Below are 20,571 nucleotides of genomic sequence, written 5' to 3'. Positions count from 1 at the left end.
TTCCGCGTTCCCGGCCGTGGTCCCCCCGCCAACGGCCTTCTGTTCACGGTCAATTCACTGTTGATGCCTGTGGGCCGGTTGTTAACATCCTTTGACTTTTTAAACTTCCTGGGGGGTTCCTTGAGCCGGCATGTCCGGATCGCACTCACTCTTGTCAGCCTGGCCGCCCTCGGCGCCGGTTCGCTGACCACCGCGGGCACGGCCGCCGCGGACACCACCCCGACGCCGATCGAGACGATCGGCGTCTACGGCATCGACTACGCGGGCGGTTTCCTGACGACCGTGGAGCACACGCCGAGCGGCTACCAGTGGGTGGTCGGCCGGAACATCTCGGCGGACGGTTCCACGGTGCTGGAGAAGACGTACCGCGGATTCGCCGACACGTACGCCTTCGGCGGCCATGTCCAGCGGGTGTCGTGCGACGCGGGTCCGCAGGGCTGTGTGCCGATGCGTACCTTCGGCAACACCTGGGTCGGCGACTTCATGGACGACGGCACCGGCAAGCAGACGGCCGAGATCCACCTGACCGACAACACGATGGACGGCGGTCCCGAGCCGACGGTCACCGGCGGCCGTTTCGTCGACGCCACCGGCCGCTACTACGTCTACCAGGCGTCCTCCACCGGCAAGCAGTACGTCGACGCGGTGAACCCGTACCGCTACGAGGACGTCCGGCTGACCCGGTCCGTCACCGCCGCCTCCGTGTGGGGTTCGACGCTGTGGGCGCCGGGCACCGGCAACGGCGTCGTCACCGGATACGACCTGGAGGCGAAGAAGACGGTCGCGACCGTCTCCACCGGCGCTCCCTGCACGGTCAAGGAGCTCCAGGTCGTCGGCCGCTGGATCTACTGGAACTGCGGTCCGGCGGGGGCCGCGGGCGTGTACGACCGTACGGCGAAGAAGAACATCAAGGTGCCCTCCGGCCCGGCGCTCGTCGGCGACGGCTACCTCGTCCAGCACGACCGGACCGCCGGCAAGCTGATGCTGACGGACTTCCACACCGGGACGGCGGCCGCGGCGCGCGCGATCGCCGACCTGCCCGCCGGACAGACCACCGACCAGCGGCGGCTGACCTGGTCCGTGGACAAGTTCGGCGGCGACATCGCGTACGTCGGTCCGGACCACGTGATCCGGATCGTGCCGAGCGGGGTGCCGACCCAGTCCCTGACCGGGATCGAGTCGGACGTGGACGACTCGGACGAGGACGCCAGGGAAGGCGTCTCGGGCAGCACCACCTGGGACAGCCTCTGGCAGCTCAGCAAGCCCGCGAACTGGACCTTCACCGTGAGGGACAGCCACGGACACGCCGACCGCACCATCAAGGGCAGCGGAGCCTCGATCGACCTCGACTGGGACGGGACGAACGACAAGGGCGGCTACCCGGTCAACGGGCCGAAGACCTGGACGCTGACCGCCACCGCCGTCGAGGGCTCGGGCACGTACACGACGAGCGGGAAGTTCGGCTACACCGGCGGCACGCAGGGCTTCCACGACCAGAGCGGGTACAGCTACGGCGACCTGGCCACCCTCAGCTCCTCCGGCGGCCTCACGCTGCACTCCACCACCGGCAACGGCAGGTTCAGCGGGAAGTGGGCCGCCTTCGGCTGGCCGGCGGGCACGGTCGCCGTGCCGTTCGGGGACATGACCGACGACCGGTGCGCCGAGATGCTGGTGCGGATGCCGAACGGGGAGCTGCGCCGGTACGACGGCAAGTGCGGGGGCTCCTACAAGCCGTCCGACAAGCACGTCTCCCTCGGCACCGGCTGGAACGCGTACAACGTGCTCACCGCCCCCGGCGACCTCACCGGCGACGGCCGGACCGACCTGCTGGCCCGCAAGGCGTCCACCGGGGACGTCTACCTGTTCGCCGACGGCGGCAACGGCAAGCTGAAGGCCGGGGTCAAGATCCGTACCTGGTCGGCGTACACGAAGATCGTCGGCGCCGGTGACCTGAACGGCGACGGTTTCGGGGACGTGCTGGCGGTGGACAAGGCCGGGACGCTGTGGCGCTACGACGGCACCGGGACGGGCCAGGTGAAGGAGCGGGTGAAGGTCGCCGCGCACTGGAACGCCTCGTACAACGCGGTCGTGGGCGTCGGCGACATCACCGGGGACGGCAGGAACGACCTGGTGATGCGGGACACCGCGGGCAACCTGTACCGGCAGACGGGCACGGGCAAGGGATCCTTCGCGGCGCGCGTGAAGATCGCGACGGGCTGGCAGGGCTACAAGGCGCTTTTCTAGCCAAGTTGTGATGCATGTCACGCCCCCGGCGAGGGAATCGCTGGGGGCATGACAGATGACGCGACAGGCACGCCGCTCCCCGACGCACTCCCCGACGCACTCTCCGACGAGGAACGGCTGGCCCAGCTCGGCTACACCCAGGTCCTGGCCCGCCGTATGTCGGCCTTCTCGAACTACGCGGTCTCCTTCACGATCATCTCGGTCCTCTCCGGCTGTCTCACCCTCTACCTCTTCGGCATGGTCACCGGCGGCCCGGCCGTGATCACCTGGGGCTGGGTGGCCGTAGGCCTGATGACCCTCTTCGTCGGCCTCTCGATGGCCGAAATATGCTCCGCCTACCCGACCTCGGCGGGCCTGTACTTCTGGGCCCACCGCCTGGCCCCGCCGCGCAGCGCGGCCGCCTGGGCCTGGTTCACGGGCTGGTTCAACGTGCTCGGCCAGGTGGCGGTGACGGCGGGCATCGACTTCGGCGCCGCGTACTTCCTCGGCGCCTACCTGAACCTGCAGTTCGACTTCGAGGTCACCCCGGGCCGGACGATCCTCCTCTTCGCGGGGATCCTCGTGCTGCACGGCCTCCTCAACACCTTCGGCGTCCGCATCGTCGCGATCCTCAACAGCGTCAGCGTGTGGTGGCACGTGCTCGGCGTCCTGGTGATCGTCGGCGCGCTGACCTTCGTCCCCGACCACCACCAGTCGGCGTCCTTCGTCTTCACCGAGTTCGTGAACAAGACGGGCTGGAGCAGCGGCCCGTACGTCGTCCTCCTCGGCCTCCTGATGGCCCAGTACACCTTCACCGGCTACGACGCCTCGGCGCACATGACCGAGGAGACCCACGACGCGTCGACGGCCGGCCCGAAGGGCATCGTCCGCTCGATCTGGACGTCCTGGATAGCCGGCTTCGTCCTCCTCCTCGGCTTCACGTTCGCGATCCAGTCGTACGACAAGGAGCTGGCGTCCCCGACCGGCGCGCCGCCCGCCCAGATCCTCCTCGACGCGCTCGGCGCCACCACCGGCAAGCTCCTCCTGCTCGTCGTGATCGGCGCCCAGCTCTTCTGCGGGATGGCCTCGGTCACGGCCAACAGCCGCATGATCTACGCCTTTTCACGCGACGGGGCGCTGCCGTTCTCCCGTGTCTGGCACACGGTCAGCCCGCGCACCCGCACCCCCGTGGCGGCGGTCTGGCTGGCGGCTCTCGGCGCCCTCGTGCTGGGTCTGCCCTACCTGATCAACTCCACGGCCTACGCCGCCGTGACGTCGATCGCCGTGATCGGCCTCTACGTGGCGTACGTGATCCCGACGCTGCTGCGGGTGCGGAAGGGCGACGCGTTCGAGCGCGGGCCCTGGCACCTGGGCCGCTGGTCGCAGGTGGTCGGCGTGATCTCGGTGACCTGGGTCGTCATCATCACCGTCCTCTTCATGCTCCCGCAGGTCTCCCCGGTCACCTGGAAGTCCTTCAACTACGCCCCGGTCGCCGTCCTCGTCGTCCTCGGCTTCGCCGCGATCTGGTGGCAGGCCTCGGCCCGCCACTGGTTCCTCAACGCGGACAGAGCACGTGCGGAGGACCCCGCCAAACTGGTCGATCTCTGACCCACCGGACCACGCCCGTCCCACTTCTGCCACACGACGCGGCCACGACCCCGATACCCGATCGGCGAGACGCCTCCGTCCGGCTATGCTCGGGGAGGCAACCTCGCCTGGGCCGTTAGCTCAATTGGCAGAGCAGTGGACTTTTAATCCATTGGTTGTGGGTTCGAGTCCCACACGGCCTACCGGACACGGGCAGGGGACATCACCCCTGCCCTGCTGTGCAGCGCCTGAGCCGACTTCGGTCGGGTCGGGCGCTGTGTCGTTTTCTGTTCCTGGTGTGTGCGTCGCGTGAACGAGAGTGAGCGTGGTCCGCGAAAGCCTGAGGGGATGTCGGGTGGCGTAGGACAATCCCGGCATGACGGGGAGCGGCGCCAGTCTGTACGCAACGATCACCGAACTCGCGGGCCGGTTGGAGCCCTTGGACGGCAGGGAGCCGGATCCAGCGGTGCTCCGGGAGTTCGCCGATGCCCTCCTGGCCCGCTCCGGCGCCCCCGGCCAGCTGCACGCCACCGCCGCGGCGCTGCGTGGTGCGCTTGAAAGGAGACCGTCCGCGGCCGGACGGCGCAGGCTGCTGGTGGTTCTGGACGCCGTGATGAGCGGGGTGTTCGAGCAGACCGGCCACCCGGAGGACCTTGTCGCCGCCGTGGACCTGAGCCGGGAGACCGTCGCCTCGGCGGACGGCATGCTGCGGGACGGGGTCTCCCCCGCCGTCCTGGCCTGGCTCCGGTACTCGCGCACGCTGCTCGGCGATCCCCGGCTGGGCCGTGCGGAGCTGACCGGACTGGTTCCCCTGCTGGTACACGGTGTCGGGGTGTGCGAGCGGCTGCGGCTGCCCGAAGGGCGGGAGGGGCTGCTGACGGAGATCGCTCTGGTGATCCACGCGTGGCACGGCCGGCCGGGTGAGGTGACGTCGGCGGAGCTGGACGAGGTCGTCGAACCCCTCCTGGAGCTGGAGCTGCCGACCGACGACTCCACCCTCACCCAGGCCCTGCTGTCAGTGCTCGGCACGCTGCACGTGAAGCGGTTCCACCGGTCGGGCCTGCGGGACCACGGTGACCTGGCGGTGGACATGTACACCCGGCTCGCGGCCCGGGCCCGACCCAGCGCCTCGCTGTCCGTGACGCTGGGCGACATGCTCTACCGCAGGTACGACCTGTTCGGGGAACCCGCCGACCTGGACCGGGCGGTCGAGGCGCTGCGGTCGGGGCTGGCCGCCGATCCGGCCGAGAAGCCGGAGGCGACGGCGGCCCTCCAGGTCTCCCTGGCCAAGGCGCTGTTCGAACGGGCGGCGCGGGATCTGTCGGAGGACGACTGGCACTCGGCCGACGTCGCGTTCCGGACAGCCACCGGCAGCGGTGCCGAGATCCGAGGGCACATCACCAGCGCGCTGAGCGCGCGGGCCCGGGCGGAGGCGGCGTTCGTCGCGAGCGTGGACCCCTCCGCGCCGGACGCCGAACAGCGGACGGCGCAGGTCCACCGGCTCATCGGCGCGGCCGCCGGTGCCGACGGCGGGGCAGCGGCCACGCCCGGGGACGACGACGGTCCCGGCCCGCTGGTGATGCGGTTGGTCGACCGTTACCTGGCGACCCGTACGGCCGCCGATCACCGGCGTGCCGTGGCAGCCGTCCGGGAGGCGGGCCGGACGGCGTCGGGAGAGCCGCCGCTGTGGACCCGTACGTACCTGGCCGACCTGCTGCTCGGCGGCTACGAGACGACCGGCTCGCGCAGCGACCTCGAAGAGGCCGTCGGCCTGTTCCGGGAACTGCTGTCCGACGGGCCCGCGGACTCGGACGACGGACGTGCGGACCGCGCCAGACTTCTCTCGCAGCTGTCCGGCGCCCTGGTCTTCCGGTTCGAGTACGTCGGCGACCAGACGGAACTCGACGACTCGATCGCCGCCATGCGCGAGTCCGTCGCCCTGACCCCCGTGGGCAGTGCCGGGACGATCCGTGCCGAGCGGCTGGGAAACCTGACGGGCAAGCTCATGTACCGAGCCGAGCTGCTCGGTTCCCTGACCGATGTCAACGAGGCGGTCACCGTGGGGACGGAAGCCGTCCGCCTCTTCGGGACCTTGGCGGATCAGGTGAGGCTGCTCACCCTGCTGAGCAATCTCGCCGGTGCGCACCGCCGGCGCTACCAGATGCGGGGCGACGAGGCGGATCTGGACGCGGCACTGGACGCCCTGCGGCGCGTGCTCGCACTGAGCGTGGAGGGCACCCCGGAACACGTACGCGGGCTGAGCAACCTGGGGTCGTGTCTGCTGATCGCCGACCTGGCCGGGCGTGAGACCCGCGACGAGGGCATCACCCTGGTCCGGGCCGCGCTGGCCGGGACCCCGCCGGGACACCCCCAGCACTACTCCCGGAGCGTCAACCTCGCCAACGTGCTGCTGGCCCGCTGGTACCGCACCCGCGACCGGACCGACGTGGACGAGGCCGTCGCCCTGCTGCGGGCCCGGCTGGCGGTCGACGACGCCGCGGCCGCGCGGCGCCGCCGGGCGGACGGCATGTTCCTCCTGGCGGGAGCGCTCAGCAGCCTCGACGAGGAGACCCCGGAGCCGGCGGCGGCACGGGAGGCCGCCCGGCTGTACGCCGAGTGCGCCAGGTCGCCGCTGGTTCCCGCCGCCCAGCGGATCCAGGCGGCCTCCCGGTGGGCCGCTCTCAGCGAGGCGCAGGGCGACCTGGACGGGTCGGCCGGTGCGCTGGCCGCCTGGTCCCTCGCGGTCGGGCTGCTGCCCGTGGCCGCCTGGCGCGGCCTCGGCCGCTCGGACCAGGAGACCCAGCTGTCCGAGGGGACGGGTACGGCGTCGGCCGCCGCGGCCTGCGCCCTGGAAGCGGGGCGGCCGCGGCTGGCGGTGGAGTTCCTGGAACAGGGCCGCTCCGTGCTGTGGACGCAGCTTCTCCAGTCGCGCGCCGAGGCCGGTGCCCTGGCCCTGCTGCCCGCCGGCCTCGGCGCCGAACTCCGTCAGGTGGGCGCGGCGCTGGAGGAGGCCGCCGCGTCCCCCGAGACGCCGTCGGACCGGCTCGTCACGCTGGCCCGACGCTGGGACGTTCTGGTGGAACGGGCCGGGGACGAGCTGGGTGGCGGCAGCCCCTTCGCGCCACCCTCCTACGACACGCTCGCGACGGCCGGGGCCGGGGGGCCGGTGGTGCTGGTCAACGTGACGGCTCGGCGCAGCGACGCGATCGTCGTGTTCCCGCCGCCCGCGGAGCCGCTCGTCGTCTCGTTGCCGGGCCTGGACCTGGCGGAGGCGGCGCGCAGGGCGGCCGACTTCCTGGAGGCGGTACACGACCAGGGCACCGCGCGGCCCGAGGGCCATGTGGCCCTGCAGATGACCATGGCGGCCGCCCTGGAGTGGCTGTGGGAGACCGTTGCCGAGCCGGTGCTCGACCGGCTCGGCCTGGCCGACGCCGGAAGCGGGGTACCCCACAAGCGGATCTGGTGGTGTCCGACCGGACCCCTCACCCTGCTGCCGCTGCACGCCGCCGGGATCGTGGGCGGCGCGGAGGGCACCTGGCGGCGCGTCGTTCCTTCGTACACCCCCACGCTCCAGTCGCTGGTCCGCGCCCACCCGGAGGGGACGGACGCGGACCCGGCGGTCTTCGGGCGGGACGGAGGAAAGCTGCTGACGGTGGCGGTGTCGGACGCGCCGGGCCAGCCGCGGCTGCGGCACGTGGTGTCGGAGGCGGCGGGGATCGCCGGGCGGTTTCCCGGGCTGGCGCACACCGCGCTGGTCGATGCCGAGGCCACCCGCGACCGGGTGCGGCGCGAGCTGGCGGACTGCTCGTGGGCGCACTTCGCCTGTCACGGCAGGCAGGTTCCGAACGAGGCGTCCGACAGCGCGATCCTGCTCCACGACGGTGCGCTGACGGTCCGTGAGATGGCCCGGATCCGCCCGGCAGGGGCGGAGCTGGCCTATGTGTCGGCGTGCCGGACGGCGGCCGGCAGCATGGTGCTGCCGGACGAGGCCCAGCATCTGGTGGCCGGGCTCCAACTGGCCGGGTTCGGGCACGTGGTCGGTACCCTCTGGGCTGTCGGCGACCGGTCGGCGGCGGTCACCGCGGACCGCTTCTACGATGTCCTGCGGGCGTGCGGCTCCCCCGCGGCCGCCATCGCCTCCGCCGCGGAACTGCTGCGCACCGAGCACCCGTTGGAGCCGTCGGTGTGGGCGGGCTATGTCCATTTCGGGCCTTGAGGAAGGGCCGAGCCGGCCCTGGGAAGGAGCGGAGGGGCCATGTCCGATCCGGGGATGTTCTTCGCGCTGCTGGTCGATCCCGAGGACGCTGCGCCGGGGCCGCTACGGCTGGAGCTCCCGCCCGGCACGTCTGCGGCCGTCGCCGCCGCTGCCCTCGCCGCGGTGTTCCACGCCGACCCGGGCCTGGAGCGCGTCGAGGTGACCGTGGGCGGGCAGCCGCTCGGCGTCTCGCGCCGCGAACGGTTCGCCGGGGCGCTCTCCGAGATGGGCTCGCGGGAGTTCGGCGGCGGTGATCACGCGGCGCTTCCGGGCCTGTCACGGCGGTTCGCCCTGCTGCGGTTCGCGTGCCGGGACTGCGACCTGGCCGTCCTGCGGGTGCACGCCGACGGGCAGCCTCCGTCCTGCCCGGACCACGGCCCCATGGAACTGACGCGATGACTCCGGAGACGCTGGGAAAGGGCGCCGCCGACGTGTTCGCCGGCCGCTTCTTCCTGGTCAGCTACCTCCCGACGCTCGCCCTGAGCCTCTTCGTGCTGGTCCTCGTCAGGGCCGGCGCGCCGGGGGAGCAGATCGACCTCGGCGCGGCGTGGCGCGCGGCCGCCCGGCTGGACGCGGGAGAGATCACCCTGCTCGTGCTGGCGGTGACGCTGGCCGCGCTGGTCTCCCATCCGCTGCAACTGCCCCTGGTCCGGCTGCTGGAGGGGTACTGGCCGGCTGCCCTGCGGCCGGTGCGCGCACTCGGTGTCCGACGGCAGACGCGGCTGCGCGACCGGCTGGAGGCCGAGGCGAACCGACTGGACGAGTCGATGACCGACGCCGAGATCCAGGCGGCCGGCACGGCGGGGACCCGGCTGCGTCGGCTCTTCCCGCCGACGGACCGGCTGCTGCCCACCGCGCTGGGCAATGCCCTGGCCGCGACGGAACACCGGGCGGGCGCCGGCTACGGCTGGGACGCGGTCGTGGCGTGGCCGCGGCTGTACCCGGTGCTCGGCGCGCCGCTGCGCGCCGTCGTCGACGACCGGCGCAACACCCTGGACGTGACGGTCAGGCTCGCCGCGACCGCCTTCATGGCGGGGGCCGCGACGGTGGCCCTGCTGAGCCGTTCCGGCTGGTGGCTGCTCCTGGCGCTCGGGCCCTTGGCACTGTCGTGGATCTGCTACCGCCAGGCGGTGGGCGCCGCGGTGGCGTTCGGCGAGGCCGTGGAGACCGCCTTCGACCTGCACCGGTTCGACCTGCTCCGGGCGTTGCACCTGCCGCTGCCCGCCGGACGGTCCCAGGAGCAGGCCCAGGCCCGGGAGGTGTGCGGGTACTGGCGCCAGGGGATGCCCGTCGCCTTTGCCTACGAGCACGCTGCCGAGGACCGTCCGGTGCCGGCGCCCGACGGCCGGGCCGTCTAGTTTCGAGCGCGGCGAGGGCGCCGCGGACGGCTCGGGTGCCACTGGAAGAGGCGGTCGCGTTCGTCGGGGGGCACTGACACCACCCGGCAGCGGTGGTCAGCGGATCCGTATCCCGGTCAGCACCCCGTCGCCCACCTCGTGCAGGTCGACGGCGAACTCGTGCTGCGAGGCGAGCAGCTCGCGGAAGGCGGCCACCTGGGCGCGGTGGCTCACCGCGTTGTCGACGGCGAGGATGCCGTACGGCCTGAGGACGCGTCGCAGGTGCGGCCAGTAGTCGACGTAGGCCGGTCGCTCGGCGTCGAGGACGACCAGGTCGACGGATGCGTCCGGGGTGGCGGCCAGGGTGTCGGCGCCGTCGCCGTGCAGGACGTCCGCGTATCCGAGGACTCCCGCCCGCTCCAGGTTGGCCAGCGCCGCGGTGACCCGGTCGGCGTCGATGTCCACGGTCGTCAGGCGGCCGCCGGTGTCGCGGAGGGCGTCGGCGAACCAGATCGCCGAGTAGCCGTTGGAGGTGCCGATCTCCAGGACGGACGTGGCGCGCCGGGCCCTGATCAGCGTCGAGATCAGCCGGGCCGCGTCCGGGGTCATGTTGCGCAGCCTCAGCAGCCGGTCGGCCAGCGGGTCGTCGTGGGCCCGCCCCTCCCGGTGGAGGTCGTCGAGAACACGCGCCAGTCGGGCGTCCACGCAGGTCCCTTTCGTCGGTGTACCCGTCGTCGCGGCGGTGCTCAGCCCGCGTTGAGCTCCGTCAGCTCGGCCAGCGGCAGCGTGTGCTGGGTGTGCAGGACCTTAGCGCGCAGGTAGCGGACGTTGTGGGCGGTGCTGAAGACGCCGGTCGGGACGCGGTCGCGGACCGTGACGCCGAGGCCGCGCAACTGCTCCGCCTTGTCGGGGTTGTTGGAGAGCAGGTCCAGCTCGGTGATGCCGAGGGCGGCCAGCATCTGGGCGGCGGCGGTGTAGTCGCGGCCGTCCTCGGGCAGGCCCAGGGCGGCGTTCGCCTCGTAGGTGTCGAGGCCCTGGTCCTGGAGGGCGTAGGCGTCCAGCTTGTTGTAGAGGCCGATGCCGCGGCCCTCCTGGCGCAGGTAGAGCAGGACGCCGCCGCGCTCGGCGATGCGCTCGACGGCCTCGCGCAGCTGGGGGCCGCAGTCGCAGCGGGCCGAGCCGAAGACGTCGCCGGTCAGGCACTCGGAGTGCAGGCGCACCAGCGGGAGGGCGCCGGGGGCGGGCTCGCCCAGGACGACGGCGACGTGCTCCTGGCCGTCGGTCAGGCCGTGGAACGTGACGAGTTCGGCGTCGACGCTGTAGCCGTCGTCGAAGCGCAGCGGGACCCGGACGCGGGCGCGCTGGGTGGCGGCGGGGAAGTCGGTCATCGGGTTCTCCAGTGTCCGGGTGCAGGACGGCAGTCCCGGTACGGGACGTCGCGCGAGCCTGCTTCAGATTTGAAGCAGATCCACGGCTGAAACCCTACCCCATGCTTTAAATTTGAAGCAACAGATTTCCGAACGGTTTCGGGAAATCGGGTTCACGATCAGGGGGTGGGAGCCGGGATGGTGCGGGAGCCGGGGTCAGGAGCCCGAACAGGGGGACGACCGCCGTCGCCACGGCAGCTCGTCCGGCGTCGGCCGCGGGGTGGACTCGTCGCCCTCCAGCGCCCGCGCGATCACGGAACTGATCTCCTCCAGCTGATCCACCTGCTCGGCGGAGAGATGGTCGAAGACCGCCGCCCGTACCGTCTCCACATGGCCCGGCGCCGTGCGCTCCAGCACCGCCATGCCCTCGTCCGTCAGGATGGCGAAGCTGCTCCGCTTGTCCCACTGGCAGTCCTCGCGCCGGATCAGCCCGTCCTTCTCCAGCCGGGTCACCGCGTACGTCAGCCGGCTCCGGGTGATCTTCGACTTCTCGGCGAGATCGGTCATGCGCAGCTTGCGCTCCGGCGCCTCGGAGAGGTTGGCCAGAATGCCGTAGTACAGGTGGGGCATGCCGGCGTCCTGCTGGAGCTGCCGGTCGATCGCGTCCTCCAGGAGGTGCGTCGCCGCCATGTAGGCGCGCCAGGCGCGCTGCTCCTTCGGAGTGAGCCAGCGAGTCGTCATGGCACCAGTGTAGGTTTGTTTCAAACTTTAACCAAGCGTCCGTGTCAGAGCAGCCGGACCGACCCGCCGGCCACCCGACCGGCCCGGTCAGCCTGCTCGCCGGCCCGCCGCCGAGAGTGAGCGCGTCCGATGCCGTACCCCTACGTCCTGCTGTCCGCCGCCGTGTCCCTCGACGGCTTCCTCGACGACACCGGCCCCGACCGGCTCCTGCTCTCCTCTCCCGCCGACTTCGACCGCGTCGACGGGGTACGGGCCTCCGCCGACGCCATCCTGATCGGTGCCGGCACCATCCGCGCGGACAACCCCCGGCTCCTGGTCAACTCCCCTGAGCGGCGCGCGGCCCGGACCGCCGCCGGCCGGCCCGAGTACCCCCTGAAGGTCACGGTGACCGCCACCGGCGACCTCGACCCGGACGCGAGGTTCTGGCACACCGGCGGCGAGAAGATCGTGTACACGACGGACGAGGGCGCGCAGCGGGCCCGCGCCCTCGGGATCGCCGCGGACGTCGTCTCCCTCGGCGCCGACCTCGACTGGCGGCTGCTCCTGGAGCACCTGCACGACGTACGGGGCGTACGGCGGCTGATGGTCGAGGGCGGCGGCACCGTCCACACCCAGCTCCTCCAGCAGGGCCTGGCCGACGAGCTCCAGCTGGTCCTGGCCCCCCTCTTCGTCGGCGACCCGAAGGCACCGCGGCTGTTCGGTCCCGGCGGGTACCAGGCCGGGCGGCTGCGGCTCGTGGAGACCCGCCGGATCGAGGACGTCGTCCTCATGCGCTACGAGCCCACGGCCCCCGGCACCCCCGGTATCCCCGGCACCGGCGGGTCGGCGTCCGCCGCGGACCGGCACTGGCTGCGGCTCGCCTGTGAGCTGGCGGCCGAGTGCCCGCCCTCCCGGACCGCGTTCAGCGTGGGTGCGGTGGTCGTCGCGGCCGACGGCACGGAGCTGGCCCGCGGCCACTCCCGGGAGGCCGGCGACCCCGTGGTCCACGCGGAGGAGGCGGCCCTGGCCAAGATCCCCGCGGACGACCCCCGGCTGGCCGCGGCCACGGTCTACACCAGCCTCGAACCCTGCACCCACCGCGCCTCCCGCCCGCACCCCTGCGCCGAACTGATCCTCCGGGCCGGGGTACGACGGGTGGTGACGGCATGGCGCGAGCCGGACACGTTCGTGACGGCGGCCGACGGGACGGGGGCGCTGCGGGAGGCCGGGGTGGCGGTGCTGGTGCTCGGAGAGTACGAGGGGGAGGCGAAGGCGCCCAACGGGCACCTGCTGACCTGAGCAGACCTGACCTGAGCTGACCTGAGGCGTCCACCGGAAGTAACCCGTGTGACTTCACCTCTTCCGATGGCGTATGCTGGTTTCACCGACGCGGGGTGGAGCAGCTCGGTAGCTCGCTGGGCTCATAACCCAGAGGTCGCAGGTTCAAATCCTGTCCCCGCTACTGAAACCCAGGGCCGGAATCCGATTCGAGGATTCCGGCCCTGAGTCATGTCCGGGCGCAGGTTCCTCTCCGGACCCGTCCGTAGTCATCCGCCCGGCCCACACCATTCGCTTCGCCCGCTCACAGCCGCAAACCTGGACGGACAGGCATCGAACCCATCGAATACGTCAGGCACGTCGAGCACGTCGAACACGTGGTGCATCAGGGGGGTCGTGTGGTGGGCCGTGGAGAGGCGGAGCAGCGCGGCCCCGTGTCCGCCCGCACCCTCGCCCGCTTCCTGCCCGCGCTGCTGATCTGCACGGGCGTCTGCTACGACGTGCTCACCCCCGCGGTCTTCACCGCGGCCCCCTTCTTCACGGCCGCCCCGCTGATCGCCGCGCCGCTCGCCTCCCTGCGCACCACCCTCCTCACGGGCCTGGCCGCGCTCCTCGCCACCTACGCCGTGCACGCGCGGTCGGCGGTTGTCCCGGACGCCGACGCCGTCACCGAGATCGTCACGGTGGCCACCGTCGCCGTCCTCGCCGCCGGCATCAACCGGATCGTCCGGATCGGCGACCAGCGCCTCGCCTCCGCCCGCGAGGTCGCCGAGGCCGCCCAGCGGGCCGTGCTGCCCGAGCCCACCGAGCGGATCGGCGGCTTCGAGATCGCCGCCCGCTACCAGGCGGCCCAGGAGGGCACCCTCATCGGCGGCGACCTGTACGCCGTCCAGGACACCCCGTACGGCGTGCGGCTGGTCGTCGGCGACGTGCGCGGCAAGGGGATGGGCGCGGTCGCCGCCGTCGCCGTGCTCATCGGCGCGTTCCGGGAGGCCGCCGAGCAGGAGGTCACGCTGGAGGCGGTCGCCGGGCGGCTGGAGCGGGCGTTGGTGCGCGAGGGCGGCAGGCGCGGCGGCATCGCCGCCGACGAGGGGTTCACCACCGCCGTACTCGCCGAACTCCCGCACGGAGGCGGCACGCTCCGGATCGTCAACCGCGGTCATCCGCCGCCCCTGCTGCTGCTCGGCGACGGCGAGGTGCGCCCGCTGCGGGCGCCGGAGGCCGCGCTGCCGCTCGGGATGGGCGAGCTGGGGACGTGGCCCGACCGGGCGGCCGAGTACGGGTTCCCGAGCGGGGCCACGCTGCTGCTGCACACCGACGGCCTCTCCGAGGCGCGGGACGCGCACGGCCGCTTCTACGACCCGGAGCGGCGGCTGGCCGGCCGTACCGTCACCGCCCCCGGCCCTCTGGTGGACCGGCTCGCGGCCGAAGTACGCCGGCACACCGGCGGCGGCATGACGGACGACATGGCGCTGCTCGCCGTACGGCGGCCCTGAGCGGCGCGCGGTCACGTTGGGTGTCCGGGCGACCGCCCTGCGCATAACAACTGAGTCACCATCAAAACCTGTGTGACTCCTGAGCTGAGCAGCGTGCACCGCCGACTCGACCGTTTTTGACCGGTCGTGGCAGGTAAGTCCAAGCTTTGAAAGCTTAATGATCAAGACGAACTGCTTGGAATCTGGTAGCCGTGTCTATTAACGTTCGATAACGCAGCGCGGTCGTCCCAGCCGTCACCCGCGACGGCTCCGTGCGCACGCGCCGAATCCCGCAAGGGAACCGGGGAACCACCACCTTGGGGTGAATCGCACGGCTACCGCCGGGTACGAAACGGCCGGTATACGCGCGTAGGAGACCTTCCCGCTCCGAACCCGTCAGCTAACCCGGTAGGCAGCGGAAGGAAAGGAGTGCGCCCGCGTGGCGTCCAACCCGCCTGCTCCTACAGCCCCGTTCGTGCCCAGCCAGCGTCCGCCGGAGACCTTCGGCTACGGTGGCTACCGCGCCGAGGAGGGCCCCTTCGAGGAGTGGAACCCCACCGAGGAGTCCCTCTCCGCGGTACGCGGCCGGCACCGGGTCGCCAAGCAGAAGGGCGGCGGGCTCGCCCGCAGCTCCACGGTTCTCGGCGTCGGCGTGATCGCCGCCGTCGGTGCGGGCGGCATGGCCAGCGCCAACACCGGCAAGCCGCCGGTCTCCATCTCGCTGCCCGACCTGCCCTCCTCGGTCGACGCCCTGCTCGGCGAGGGCGGCGGCCACCAGGCCACCCAGACCGCGCTCAGCAGCGTCACCACGACGACCGCCACCGACGCGGACTCCTCCTCGTCCGACGCCGGCGAGGCGCTGCGCAGCCGGATCATCGCGCAGGCCGCGCAGCAGCAGAGCCAGCTCGACACCAAGGCCAGCGCCAAGGCCGTCGCCGCCGCCGACAAGGCGGCCGCGGACGCCGAGGCCAAGGCGGAGCAGGCCGCCGCGGCCAAGGCCGCCGACGCCAAGGAGAAGGCCGAGGCCTCCGCGAAGGAGAAGGCCGAGCAGGCCCGCCTCGCCGAGCTGGCCAAGCAGTACACGCTGCCCGTCGTCTCGTACACGATCACCGGCACCTTCGGCCAGGCCGGCTCGATGTGGTCCTCCGGCTACCACACCGGCCTCGACTTCGCCGCGCCCACCGGCACGCTGATCAAGGCCGTGCACAGCGGCACGGTCACCGAGGCGGGCTGGGCCGGCTCCTACGGCTACCGCACGATCATCACCCTCGACGACGGCACCGAGCTGTGGTTCTGCCACCAGTCCTCGATCGGCGTCAAGGTCGGCCAGAAGGTCGCCACCGGCGACGTCATCGGCCGCGTCGGCGCCACCGGCAACGTGACCGGCCCGCACCTCCACCTGGAGGTCCACCCGAACGGCCAGGCCACCGCCATCGACCCGATGACCTGGCTGCGCGGCAAGGGCCTCAACCCCTGACCCGAGCCGGCCTGAGACCCGACCTGATCTGATCTGATCTGACCTGACCTGAGACCCGACCGGACGCGGATTCGGACCGCGCCCACCGGCCCCCGGCGGCCCTGACGGCAACCCCCCGGCGTCAGGGCCGTCGGTGTCCCGAGCCGTGGATTCCGCTTTTACGAGACCTTCGTAAAACACGGGATGGGTCTCCAGGCGGCCCGTGTTGAAGTTGAGCATGACTGCTCTTCGCAAACTCGGCTCTTCCGACCTCGAGGTCTTCCCGCTCGCCCTCGGCGGCAACGTCTTCGGCTGGACGGCCGACGAGGCCACCTCCTTCGCCGTCCTCGACGCGTACGCCGCCGCGGGCGGCAACTTCGTCGACACCGCCGACTCGTACACGGCGTGGATCGAGGGCAACAAGGGCGGCGAGTCCGAGACGATCATCGGCAAGTGGGTCAAGGCGCGCGGCAACCGCGACGACGTCGTCATCGCGACGAAGGTCAGCCAGCACCCCGAGTACCTCGGCCTGTCCGCCGCCAACATCAGGGCTGCCGCCGACGCGTCCCTGCGCCGTCTCGGCACCGACCACATCGACCTGTACTACACGCATTTCGACAAGCCCGAGATCCCGGTCGAGGAGATCATCGGCGCGCTGGACGAGCTGGTGCGGGCGGGCAAGGTCCGGCACATCGCCGCGTCCAACATCACGCCCGAGCGGCTCCAGGAGTCCCTGGACCTCTCCGACCGCGAGGGCCTCGCCCGGTACGTCGCCGTCCAGCCCCACTACAACCTGGTCTCCCGCGACACCTACGAGGGCCCGTTGCAGGACCTGGCCTCCCGCACCGGCCTCGCGGCCGTCCCCTACTTCTCGCTGGCCTCCGGTTTCCTCACCGGCAAGTACCGCCCCGGTACGACGGTGGACAGCGCGCGAGCGGGCCGTGCCGCCCAGTACGCGGAGTCGGAGCGCGGCCAGAGGGTCCTTGCGGCCCTGGACGAGATCGCCGCGGCCCACGAGGCCCCGATCCCCACGGTCGCCCTGGCCTGGCTGGCGGCCCAGCCCACCATCACGGCCCCGATCGCCTCGGCCCGTACCCTCGAACAGCTCCCGCCCCTGCTGGGCGTGGCGGACCTGACGCTGACGGACAAGGAACTGGCACAACTCACGACGGCCTCTGCCTGACGGCTGCCGCGCCCTCGTTCTTCCTTCTTTTCCGCCGCAACGGCGCTCAGCCCCCACGGCGCGGCCCGGCGGTGCCGAACCCTCCGCAGCCCGAAGCGCTAACTCCGATACGGGTTGTAGGCGGGATAGGCCGGATAGGCCGGATACGGCACCGCCGCCCCGTAAGGGGCGTGCCCCGGCCACCCGCCCGGCGCAGCCGTCCGCGCCGCGTACTCCAGGGCCGGCCGCACCAGCTCCCGCCGGCTCCACAGCTCCGCCAGGAGCTCCCGCTCCCGCACCACGAAGTCGGCCCCGGCCCGCCCCCGCTGCCCCCGGCGCCGCAGCAGCGCCAGCTCCGTCGCGTGCCCCTCGTACTCGGCGACCGCCCGCCCCGCCGCCTTCCCGAAGTGGTACGCGGCGTACTCCCGGGCCATCTGCCGCGCCCGCATCGACCCGAGCACGAACGGCTCGGCCGTCCCGAGCCACCCCGCGTAGACGTACGCCGGCAGCTCCTCCCGCACGGTCCGCAGCTCCCGCTGCCGCGTCCAGACGGCCAGCCAGGTCAGCAGTCCGAACGCCGGCACCATGAACATGCCGTACACGGCGAAGAACCCGTACTGCCCGAACGTGGACGACCCGTTCCAGAACGCGTGCATGCTCATCGCGAGCAGCAGCCCGGCGACCGGCACCAGCAGGCGCCGGGCCCGCTGCCGTTCCCCGGAGAGCGCGGCGATGCCGAAGCCGATGCCGGTGAGGACGGTGAAGAGCGGGTGCGCGAACGGGGAGAGCACGATGCGCACGAAGAACGTCGCGGCGGTGACGGAGGCGATCCCGCTGTCCCCGGTCAGCTGGTCGGTCCCGAAGGCCGTGCCGAGGTAGAGGATGTTCTCGGTGAACGCGAACCCGGTTGCGGTGACCCCGGCTATCACCACCCCGTCGACGATCCCGGTGAAGTCCCGTCTGCGGAAGAGGAAGACGAGGAGGACGGCCGCCGCCTTCGCCGACTCCTCGACGACCGGCGCTATCAAGGTCGCCCCGAGCGTGTCCGCGCCGCTCGGGTCGGCGGTCGCCGTCGCTATCCATCGGGTCGCGAAACTGTTGGCGACGATGGCTATCAGCGCGGCCGCGCAGGCGCCCCAGGCGAAGGCGAACAGCACGTTCCGCCAGGGTCCCGGCTGCACCCGGTCCAGCCACCGGAACGCGCCCACGAGCAGCGGCACGGGCAGCACGGCGAGCCCGAGCCCGACGAGGAAGCCCTCCGTCCCGGTCTGCTCCCGCACCAGCGCGAGGATCACCAGGCCGGAGAGGGCGAGCAGCGTGCCCAGCGCCCCGTACCGCACCCAGCGCCGCTGCCACCAGCGAGGATGCCGCAGACCGGGTCCTGCGGGGCCCGGCGGCCCGGCGGGGCCCGGCGGGCGCGGTGGATACACCGGTCGCGGTGGATGCGTCGGGTACTGCGGGTACGGCGAGTACGGCGGCGGGGAGGTGGCCACGGCATCGACCCTAACGAGGTGACTCCTGACGGTGCTGCTCGCTCTGCGGCACCCGGTGCTGTACGCGACGGAAGAGCAGATCGTTCACCACATGTCCCTTGTCCAGTCCCTGGCCCTCGAAACGGGTCAGCGGCCGGTGCGCCGGACGTGTCGCGAAACCGCCGTCGGCCTGCGTGTTCTCGAACTCCGGATGGGCGTCGAGCACTTCGAGCATCTGCTCGGCGTACGGCTCCCAGTCGGTCGCGCAGTGCACGATCGCCCCGGGCCGCAGCCGGGTCGCGGCGAGGTCGAGGAACTCGGGCTGGATCAGCCGCCGCTTGTGGTGCCGCTTCTTCGGCCAGGGGTCCGGGAAGTACACGCGCAGCCCGTCCAGCGAGTCCGGCGTGAGCATCTCGCGGAGCAGGATGATCGCGTCGCCGTTCCCGACCCGGACGTTGGACAGCCCCTGCTGGTCGGCGAGGTTGAGCAGGTTCCCCTGCCCGGGCGTGTGCACGTCCACGGCGAGGATGTCGGTGCCCGGGTCCTCGGCGGCCATCTGCGCGGTGGCCTCGCCCATCCCGAACCCGATCTCCAGCACCACCGGGTTGGCGTTCCCGAACAGCTCGCCGAGGTCGATGACCCGCTGCCCGTCGATGTCCAGGCCCCACTTGGGCCACAGCCGCTGCAGCGCGTCGGCCTGCCCGGCGGTGACCCGGCTCCGGCGCGGCTGGAAACTGCGGATCCGCCGCTCGAAGTGCGACCCGGCCGGATCGGCCCTGGGCCCGTCAGGGAACCGCGGCTCCCCCTTCGCCCGGCTGTGCCGGACGGACACCCCGGGGGCGTGGTCGGGGTGCTCACCGGGGACGTGCACACCGGGGACGTGCTCGGCGGAACCGGTCTCGGCGGGGCCGTTCTCGGCGGGCCGGGGGGCTTCGGGGGCGTTGCGGGAGTCAGACACAGTGCGTCGATTTTACGGCCCCCGCGGACGGCCGACGGGGTCACACCGAGCCCAGCGTCTCCAGCGCCCTGCGGGCCACCTCGCGCCCGATCGGCAGCGAGGCGGTCGCCGCGGGCGAGGGCGCGTTCAGCACGTGGACCGCGCGCGGCCCCTCCTTGATCAGGAAGTCGTCGACGAGCGTCCCGTCCCGCAGCACGGCCTGCGCCCGCACCCCCGCGGCCGTCCGCACCAGGTCGCCCTCCTCCGCGGCGGGCAGCAGCCGCCGTACGGCCTTCGTGAACGCCTTCTTCGACACCGACCGGAGCAGCTCCCCGCCCCCGTACCGCCAGTGCCGCCTGGCCAGCGCCCAGGACCCCGGCCAGGCCAGCGTCCCGGCGATCTCCCGCGGCCGTACGACGTCCCAGGCGTAGCCCTCCCGGGCCAGCGCCGGGACCGCGTTGGGCCCGATGTGGACGCCGCCGTCGATGCCGCGGGTGAGATGCACCCCGAGGAACGGGAAGGCCGGGTCCGGCACCGGGTACACCAGCCCCCGCACCAGTTCCGGCCGCGCCAGCTCGTAGTACTCCCCGCGGAACGGCACGATCCGCATCCCCGGCTCGTCCCCGGTCAGCCGGGCGACCTCGTCGCAGTACAGTCCGGCGCAGTTGACCAGCACACGCGCGCGTACGACGTCGCCGCGCGAGGTGAGCACGGCCACGCCCCGCTCCGGCCGCCGGTCCACGCGGACCACCCGGGCGCCGTACCGGATCTCCGCCCCCGAGGCCTCCCCGAGCTGCCGGGCGACGCCCACGAAGTCGGCCACCCCGGTCGTCCCGACGTGTATGGCGGCGAGCCCCCGCACCTCCGGCTCGTACTCCCTGATCTGGGCGGCCCCGAGCTCCCGCACCGGTATGCCGTTCTCCCGGCCGCGCTGCACGAGCGCGTGCAGCCGGGGCAGCTCCGCCCGCTCGGTGGCGACGATCAGCTTGCCGGTGACGGCGTGCGCGATGCCGTACTCCGCGCAGAACTTGACCATCTCCGCGCCGCCCTTGACGGCGTACCGCGCCTTCAGCGATCCGGGCCGGTAGTAGACCCCGCTGTGGATGACCCCGCTGTTCCGCCCCGTCTGGTGCCTCGCCGGCCCGGCCTCCTTCTCCAGCACGGTGACCCGGGTCCCGGGCGCGGCACGGGTGACCGCGTACGCGGTGGACAGCCCGACGATGCCACCCCCGACGACGAGCACGTCACAGTCGTAAGCAATCCCGGCCCGCACCTGCACCACCTCCCACGCTCGATAGTGCA

Annotated in this window: 15 protein-coding genes, 2 tRNA genes and 1 riboswitch; of the genes, 11 read left to right on the top strand and 6 right to left on the bottom strand. The window is 72.3% G+C overall.

What is annotated here, in order from left to right:
• Window positions 1–120 precede the first annotated feature (120 nt).
• The 6 genes from ACGF5O_RS16845 to ACGF5O_RS16820 all read left to right on the top strand — a co-directional run bounded on the left by ACGF5O_RS16845 (window position 121) and on the right by ACGF5O_RS16820 (window position 9,423).
• Window positions 121–2,244 carry an FG-GAP repeat domain-containing protein gene (locus ACGF5O_RS16845; protein WP_393810653.1) on the top strand — a complete coding sequence of 708 codons (2,124 nt, stop codon included), beginning with the start codon at window positions 121–123 and terminating at the stop codon, window positions 2,242–2,244.
• Window positions 2,245–2,292: 48 nt separating this feature from the next.
• Entirely contained in the window at window positions 2,293–3,831 is a 1,539-nt protein-coding gene (locus tag ACGF5O_RS16840) for an amino acid permease (protein ID WP_393810652.1), read from the top strand.
• A gap of 109 nt (window positions 3,832–3,940) precedes the next feature.
• Window positions 3,941–4,013 (top strand) — tRNA-Lys (locus ACGF5O_RS16835).
• A gap of 173 nt (window positions 4,014–4,186) precedes the next feature.
• Window positions 4,187–8,026 carry a CHAT domain-containing protein gene (locus ACGF5O_RS16830; protein ID WP_393810651.1) on the top strand — a complete coding sequence of 1,280 codons (3,840 nt, stop codon included), beginning with the start codon at window positions 4,187–4,189 and terminating at the stop codon, window positions 8,024–8,026.
• A gap of 39 nt (window positions 8,027–8,065) precedes the next feature.
• Window positions 8,066–8,464 (top strand): hypothetical protein, encoded by a 399-nt coding sequence (locus ACGF5O_RS16825; RefSeq protein WP_393810650.1) that lies wholly within the window; start codon window positions 8,066–8,068, stop codon window positions 8,462–8,464.
• Window positions 8,461–9,423 (top strand): hypothetical protein, encoded by a 963-nt coding sequence (locus ACGF5O_RS16820; protein WP_393810649.1) that lies wholly within the window; start codon window positions 8,461–8,463, stop codon window positions 9,421–9,423. Before ACGF5O_RS16825 ends, ACGF5O_RS16820 begins: the two co-directional genes overlap by 4 nt.
• Before the next feature lie 96 nt (window positions 9,424–9,519).
• On the opposite strand, the gene ACGF5O_RS16815 is transcribed toward ACGF5O_RS16820, so the two are convergent.
• The 3 genes from ACGF5O_RS16815 to ACGF5O_RS16805 form a co-directional block, all read right to left on the bottom strand.
• On the bottom strand, window positions 9,520–10,107 hold the full coding sequence (locus ACGF5O_RS16815; RefSeq protein WP_393810648.1) for an O-methyltransferase: 588 nt from the start codon (window positions 10,105–10,107) through the stop codon (window positions 9,520–9,522).
• A 41-nt stretch (window positions 10,108–10,148) separates the two neighbouring features.
• Window positions 10,149–10,790, bottom strand: coding sequence for a GTP cyclohydrolase II (gene ribA, locus ACGF5O_RS16810; RefSeq protein ID WP_393810647.1), 642 nt, complete (start codon window positions 10,788–10,790; stop codon window positions 10,149–10,151).
• 195 nt (window positions 10,791–10,985) lie between these two features.
• Window positions 10,986–11,510: a MarR family transcriptional regulator gene (locus tag ACGF5O_RS16805; RefSeq protein WP_362580955.1), complete on the bottom strand. Its 525-nt coding sequence runs from the start codon at window positions 11,508–11,510 to the stop codon at window positions 10,986–10,988.
• A gap of 129 nt (window positions 11,511–11,639) precedes the next feature.
• Here ACGF5O_RS16805 and ACGF5O_RS16800 point away from each other — a divergent pair, with 129 nt between their 5' ends.
• The 5 genes from ACGF5O_RS16800 to ACGF5O_RS16780 all read left to right on the top strand — a co-directional run bounded on the left by ACGF5O_RS16800 (window position 11,640) and on the right by ACGF5O_RS16780 (window position 16,881).
• Entirely contained in the window at window positions 11,640–12,788 is a 1,149-nt protein-coding gene (locus ACGF5O_RS16800; protein ID WP_393810646.1) for a dihydrofolate reductase family protein, read from the top strand.
• An 89-nt stretch (window positions 12,789–12,877) separates the two neighbouring features.
• Window positions 12,878–12,951, top strand: a tRNA-Met gene (locus ACGF5O_RS16795).
• Between the two features lie 214 nt (window positions 12,952–13,165).
• The gene (locus ACGF5O_RS16790) at window positions 13,166–14,263 is read left to right on the top strand and encodes a PP2C family protein-serine/threonine phosphatase (protein WP_393810645.1); all 1,098 of its coding nucleotides are present in this window, start codon (window positions 13,166–13,168) and stop codon (window positions 14,261–14,263) included.
• A 250-nt stretch (window positions 14,264–14,513) separates the two neighbouring features.
• Window positions 14,514–14,674: riboswitch (cyclic di-AMP (ydaO/yuaA leader) on the top strand.
• A gap of 7 nt (window positions 14,675–14,681) precedes the next feature.
• Window positions 14,682–15,719: a M23 family metallopeptidase gene (locus ACGF5O_RS16785; protein ID WP_393810644.1), complete on the top strand. Its 1,038-nt coding sequence runs from the start codon at window positions 14,682–14,684 to the stop codon at window positions 15,717–15,719.
• Between the two features lie 217 nt (window positions 15,720–15,936).
• Entirely contained in the window at window positions 15,937–16,881 is a 945-nt protein-coding gene (locus ACGF5O_RS16780; RefSeq protein WP_393810643.1) for an aldo/keto reductase, read from the top strand.
• 98 nt (window positions 16,882–16,979) lie between these two features.
• Here ACGF5O_RS16780 and ACGF5O_RS16775 read toward each other — a convergent pair whose 3' ends face one another.
• The 3 genes from ACGF5O_RS16775 to lhgO all read right to left on the bottom strand — a co-directional run bounded on the left by ACGF5O_RS16775 (window position 16,980) and on the right by lhgO (window position 20,551).
• Window positions 16,980–18,290, bottom strand: coding sequence for a PrsW family intramembrane metalloprotease (locus ACGF5O_RS16775; RefSeq protein WP_393811080.1), 1,311 nt, complete (start codon window positions 18,288–18,290; stop codon window positions 16,980–16,982).
• Between the two features lie 73 nt (window positions 18,291–18,363).
• Window positions 18,364–19,290, bottom strand: coding sequence for a tRNA (guanosine(46)-N7)-methyltransferase TrmB (trmB, locus tag ACGF5O_RS16770; protein WP_393810642.1), 927 nt, complete (start codon window positions 19,288–19,290; stop codon window positions 18,364–18,366).
• A 40-nt stretch (window positions 19,291–19,330) separates the two neighbouring features.
• The gene (lhgO, locus tag ACGF5O_RS16765) at window positions 19,331–20,551 is read right to left on the bottom strand and encodes an L-2-hydroxyglutarate oxidase (RefSeq protein ID WP_393811079.1); all 1,221 of its coding nucleotides are present in this window, start codon (window positions 20,549–20,551) and stop codon (window positions 19,331–19,333) included.
• Between the last annotated feature and the right edge of the window lie 20 nt (window positions 20,552–20,571).

Source organism: Streptomyces sp. NPDC048291, assembly GCF_043201715.1.
Classification (GTDB): Bacteria; Actinomycetota; Actinomycetes; order Streptomycetales; family Streptomycetaceae; genus Streptomyces.
The sequence above is the reverse complement of the archived record's forward strand: the minus strand, read 5'-3'. Positions and strand labels throughout refer to the sequence as shown.

Excerpts from the sequence above, each read along its gene's own strand:
- ACGF5O_RS16800 (WP_393810646.1), top strand. The coding sequence starts at position 11,640 with ATGCCGTACCCCTACGTCCTGCTGTCCGCCGCCGTGTCCCTCGACGGC.
- ACGF5O_RS16825 (WP_393810650.1), top strand. The coding sequence starts at position 8,066 with ATGTCCGATCCGGGGATGTTCTTCGCGCTGCTGGTCGATCCCGAGGAC.
- ACGF5O_RS16805 (WP_362580955.1), bottom strand. The coding sequence starts at position 11,510 with ATGACGACTCGCTGGCTCACTCCGAAGGAGCAGCGCGCCTGGCGCGCC.
- ribA (WP_393810647.1), bottom strand. The coding sequence starts at position 10,790 with ATGACCGACTTCCCCGCCGCCACCCAGCGCGCCCGCGTCCGGGTCCCG.
- ACGF5O_RS16840 (WP_393810652.1), top strand. The coding sequence starts at position 2,293 with ATGACAGATGACGCGACAGGCACGCCGCTCCCCGACGCACTCCCCGAC.
- ACGF5O_RS16780 (WP_393810643.1), top strand. The coding sequence starts at position 15,937 with ATGACTGCTCTTCGCAAACTCGGCTCTTCCGACCTCGAGGTCTTCCCG.
- ACGF5O_RS16820 (WP_393810649.1), top strand. The coding sequence starts at position 8,461 with ATGACTCCGGAGACGCTGGGAAAGGGCGCCGCCGACGTGTTCGCCGGC.
- ACGF5O_RS16830 (WP_393810651.1), top strand. The coding sequence starts at position 4,187 with ATGACGGGGAGCGGCGCCAGTCTGTACGCAACGATCACCGAACTCGCG.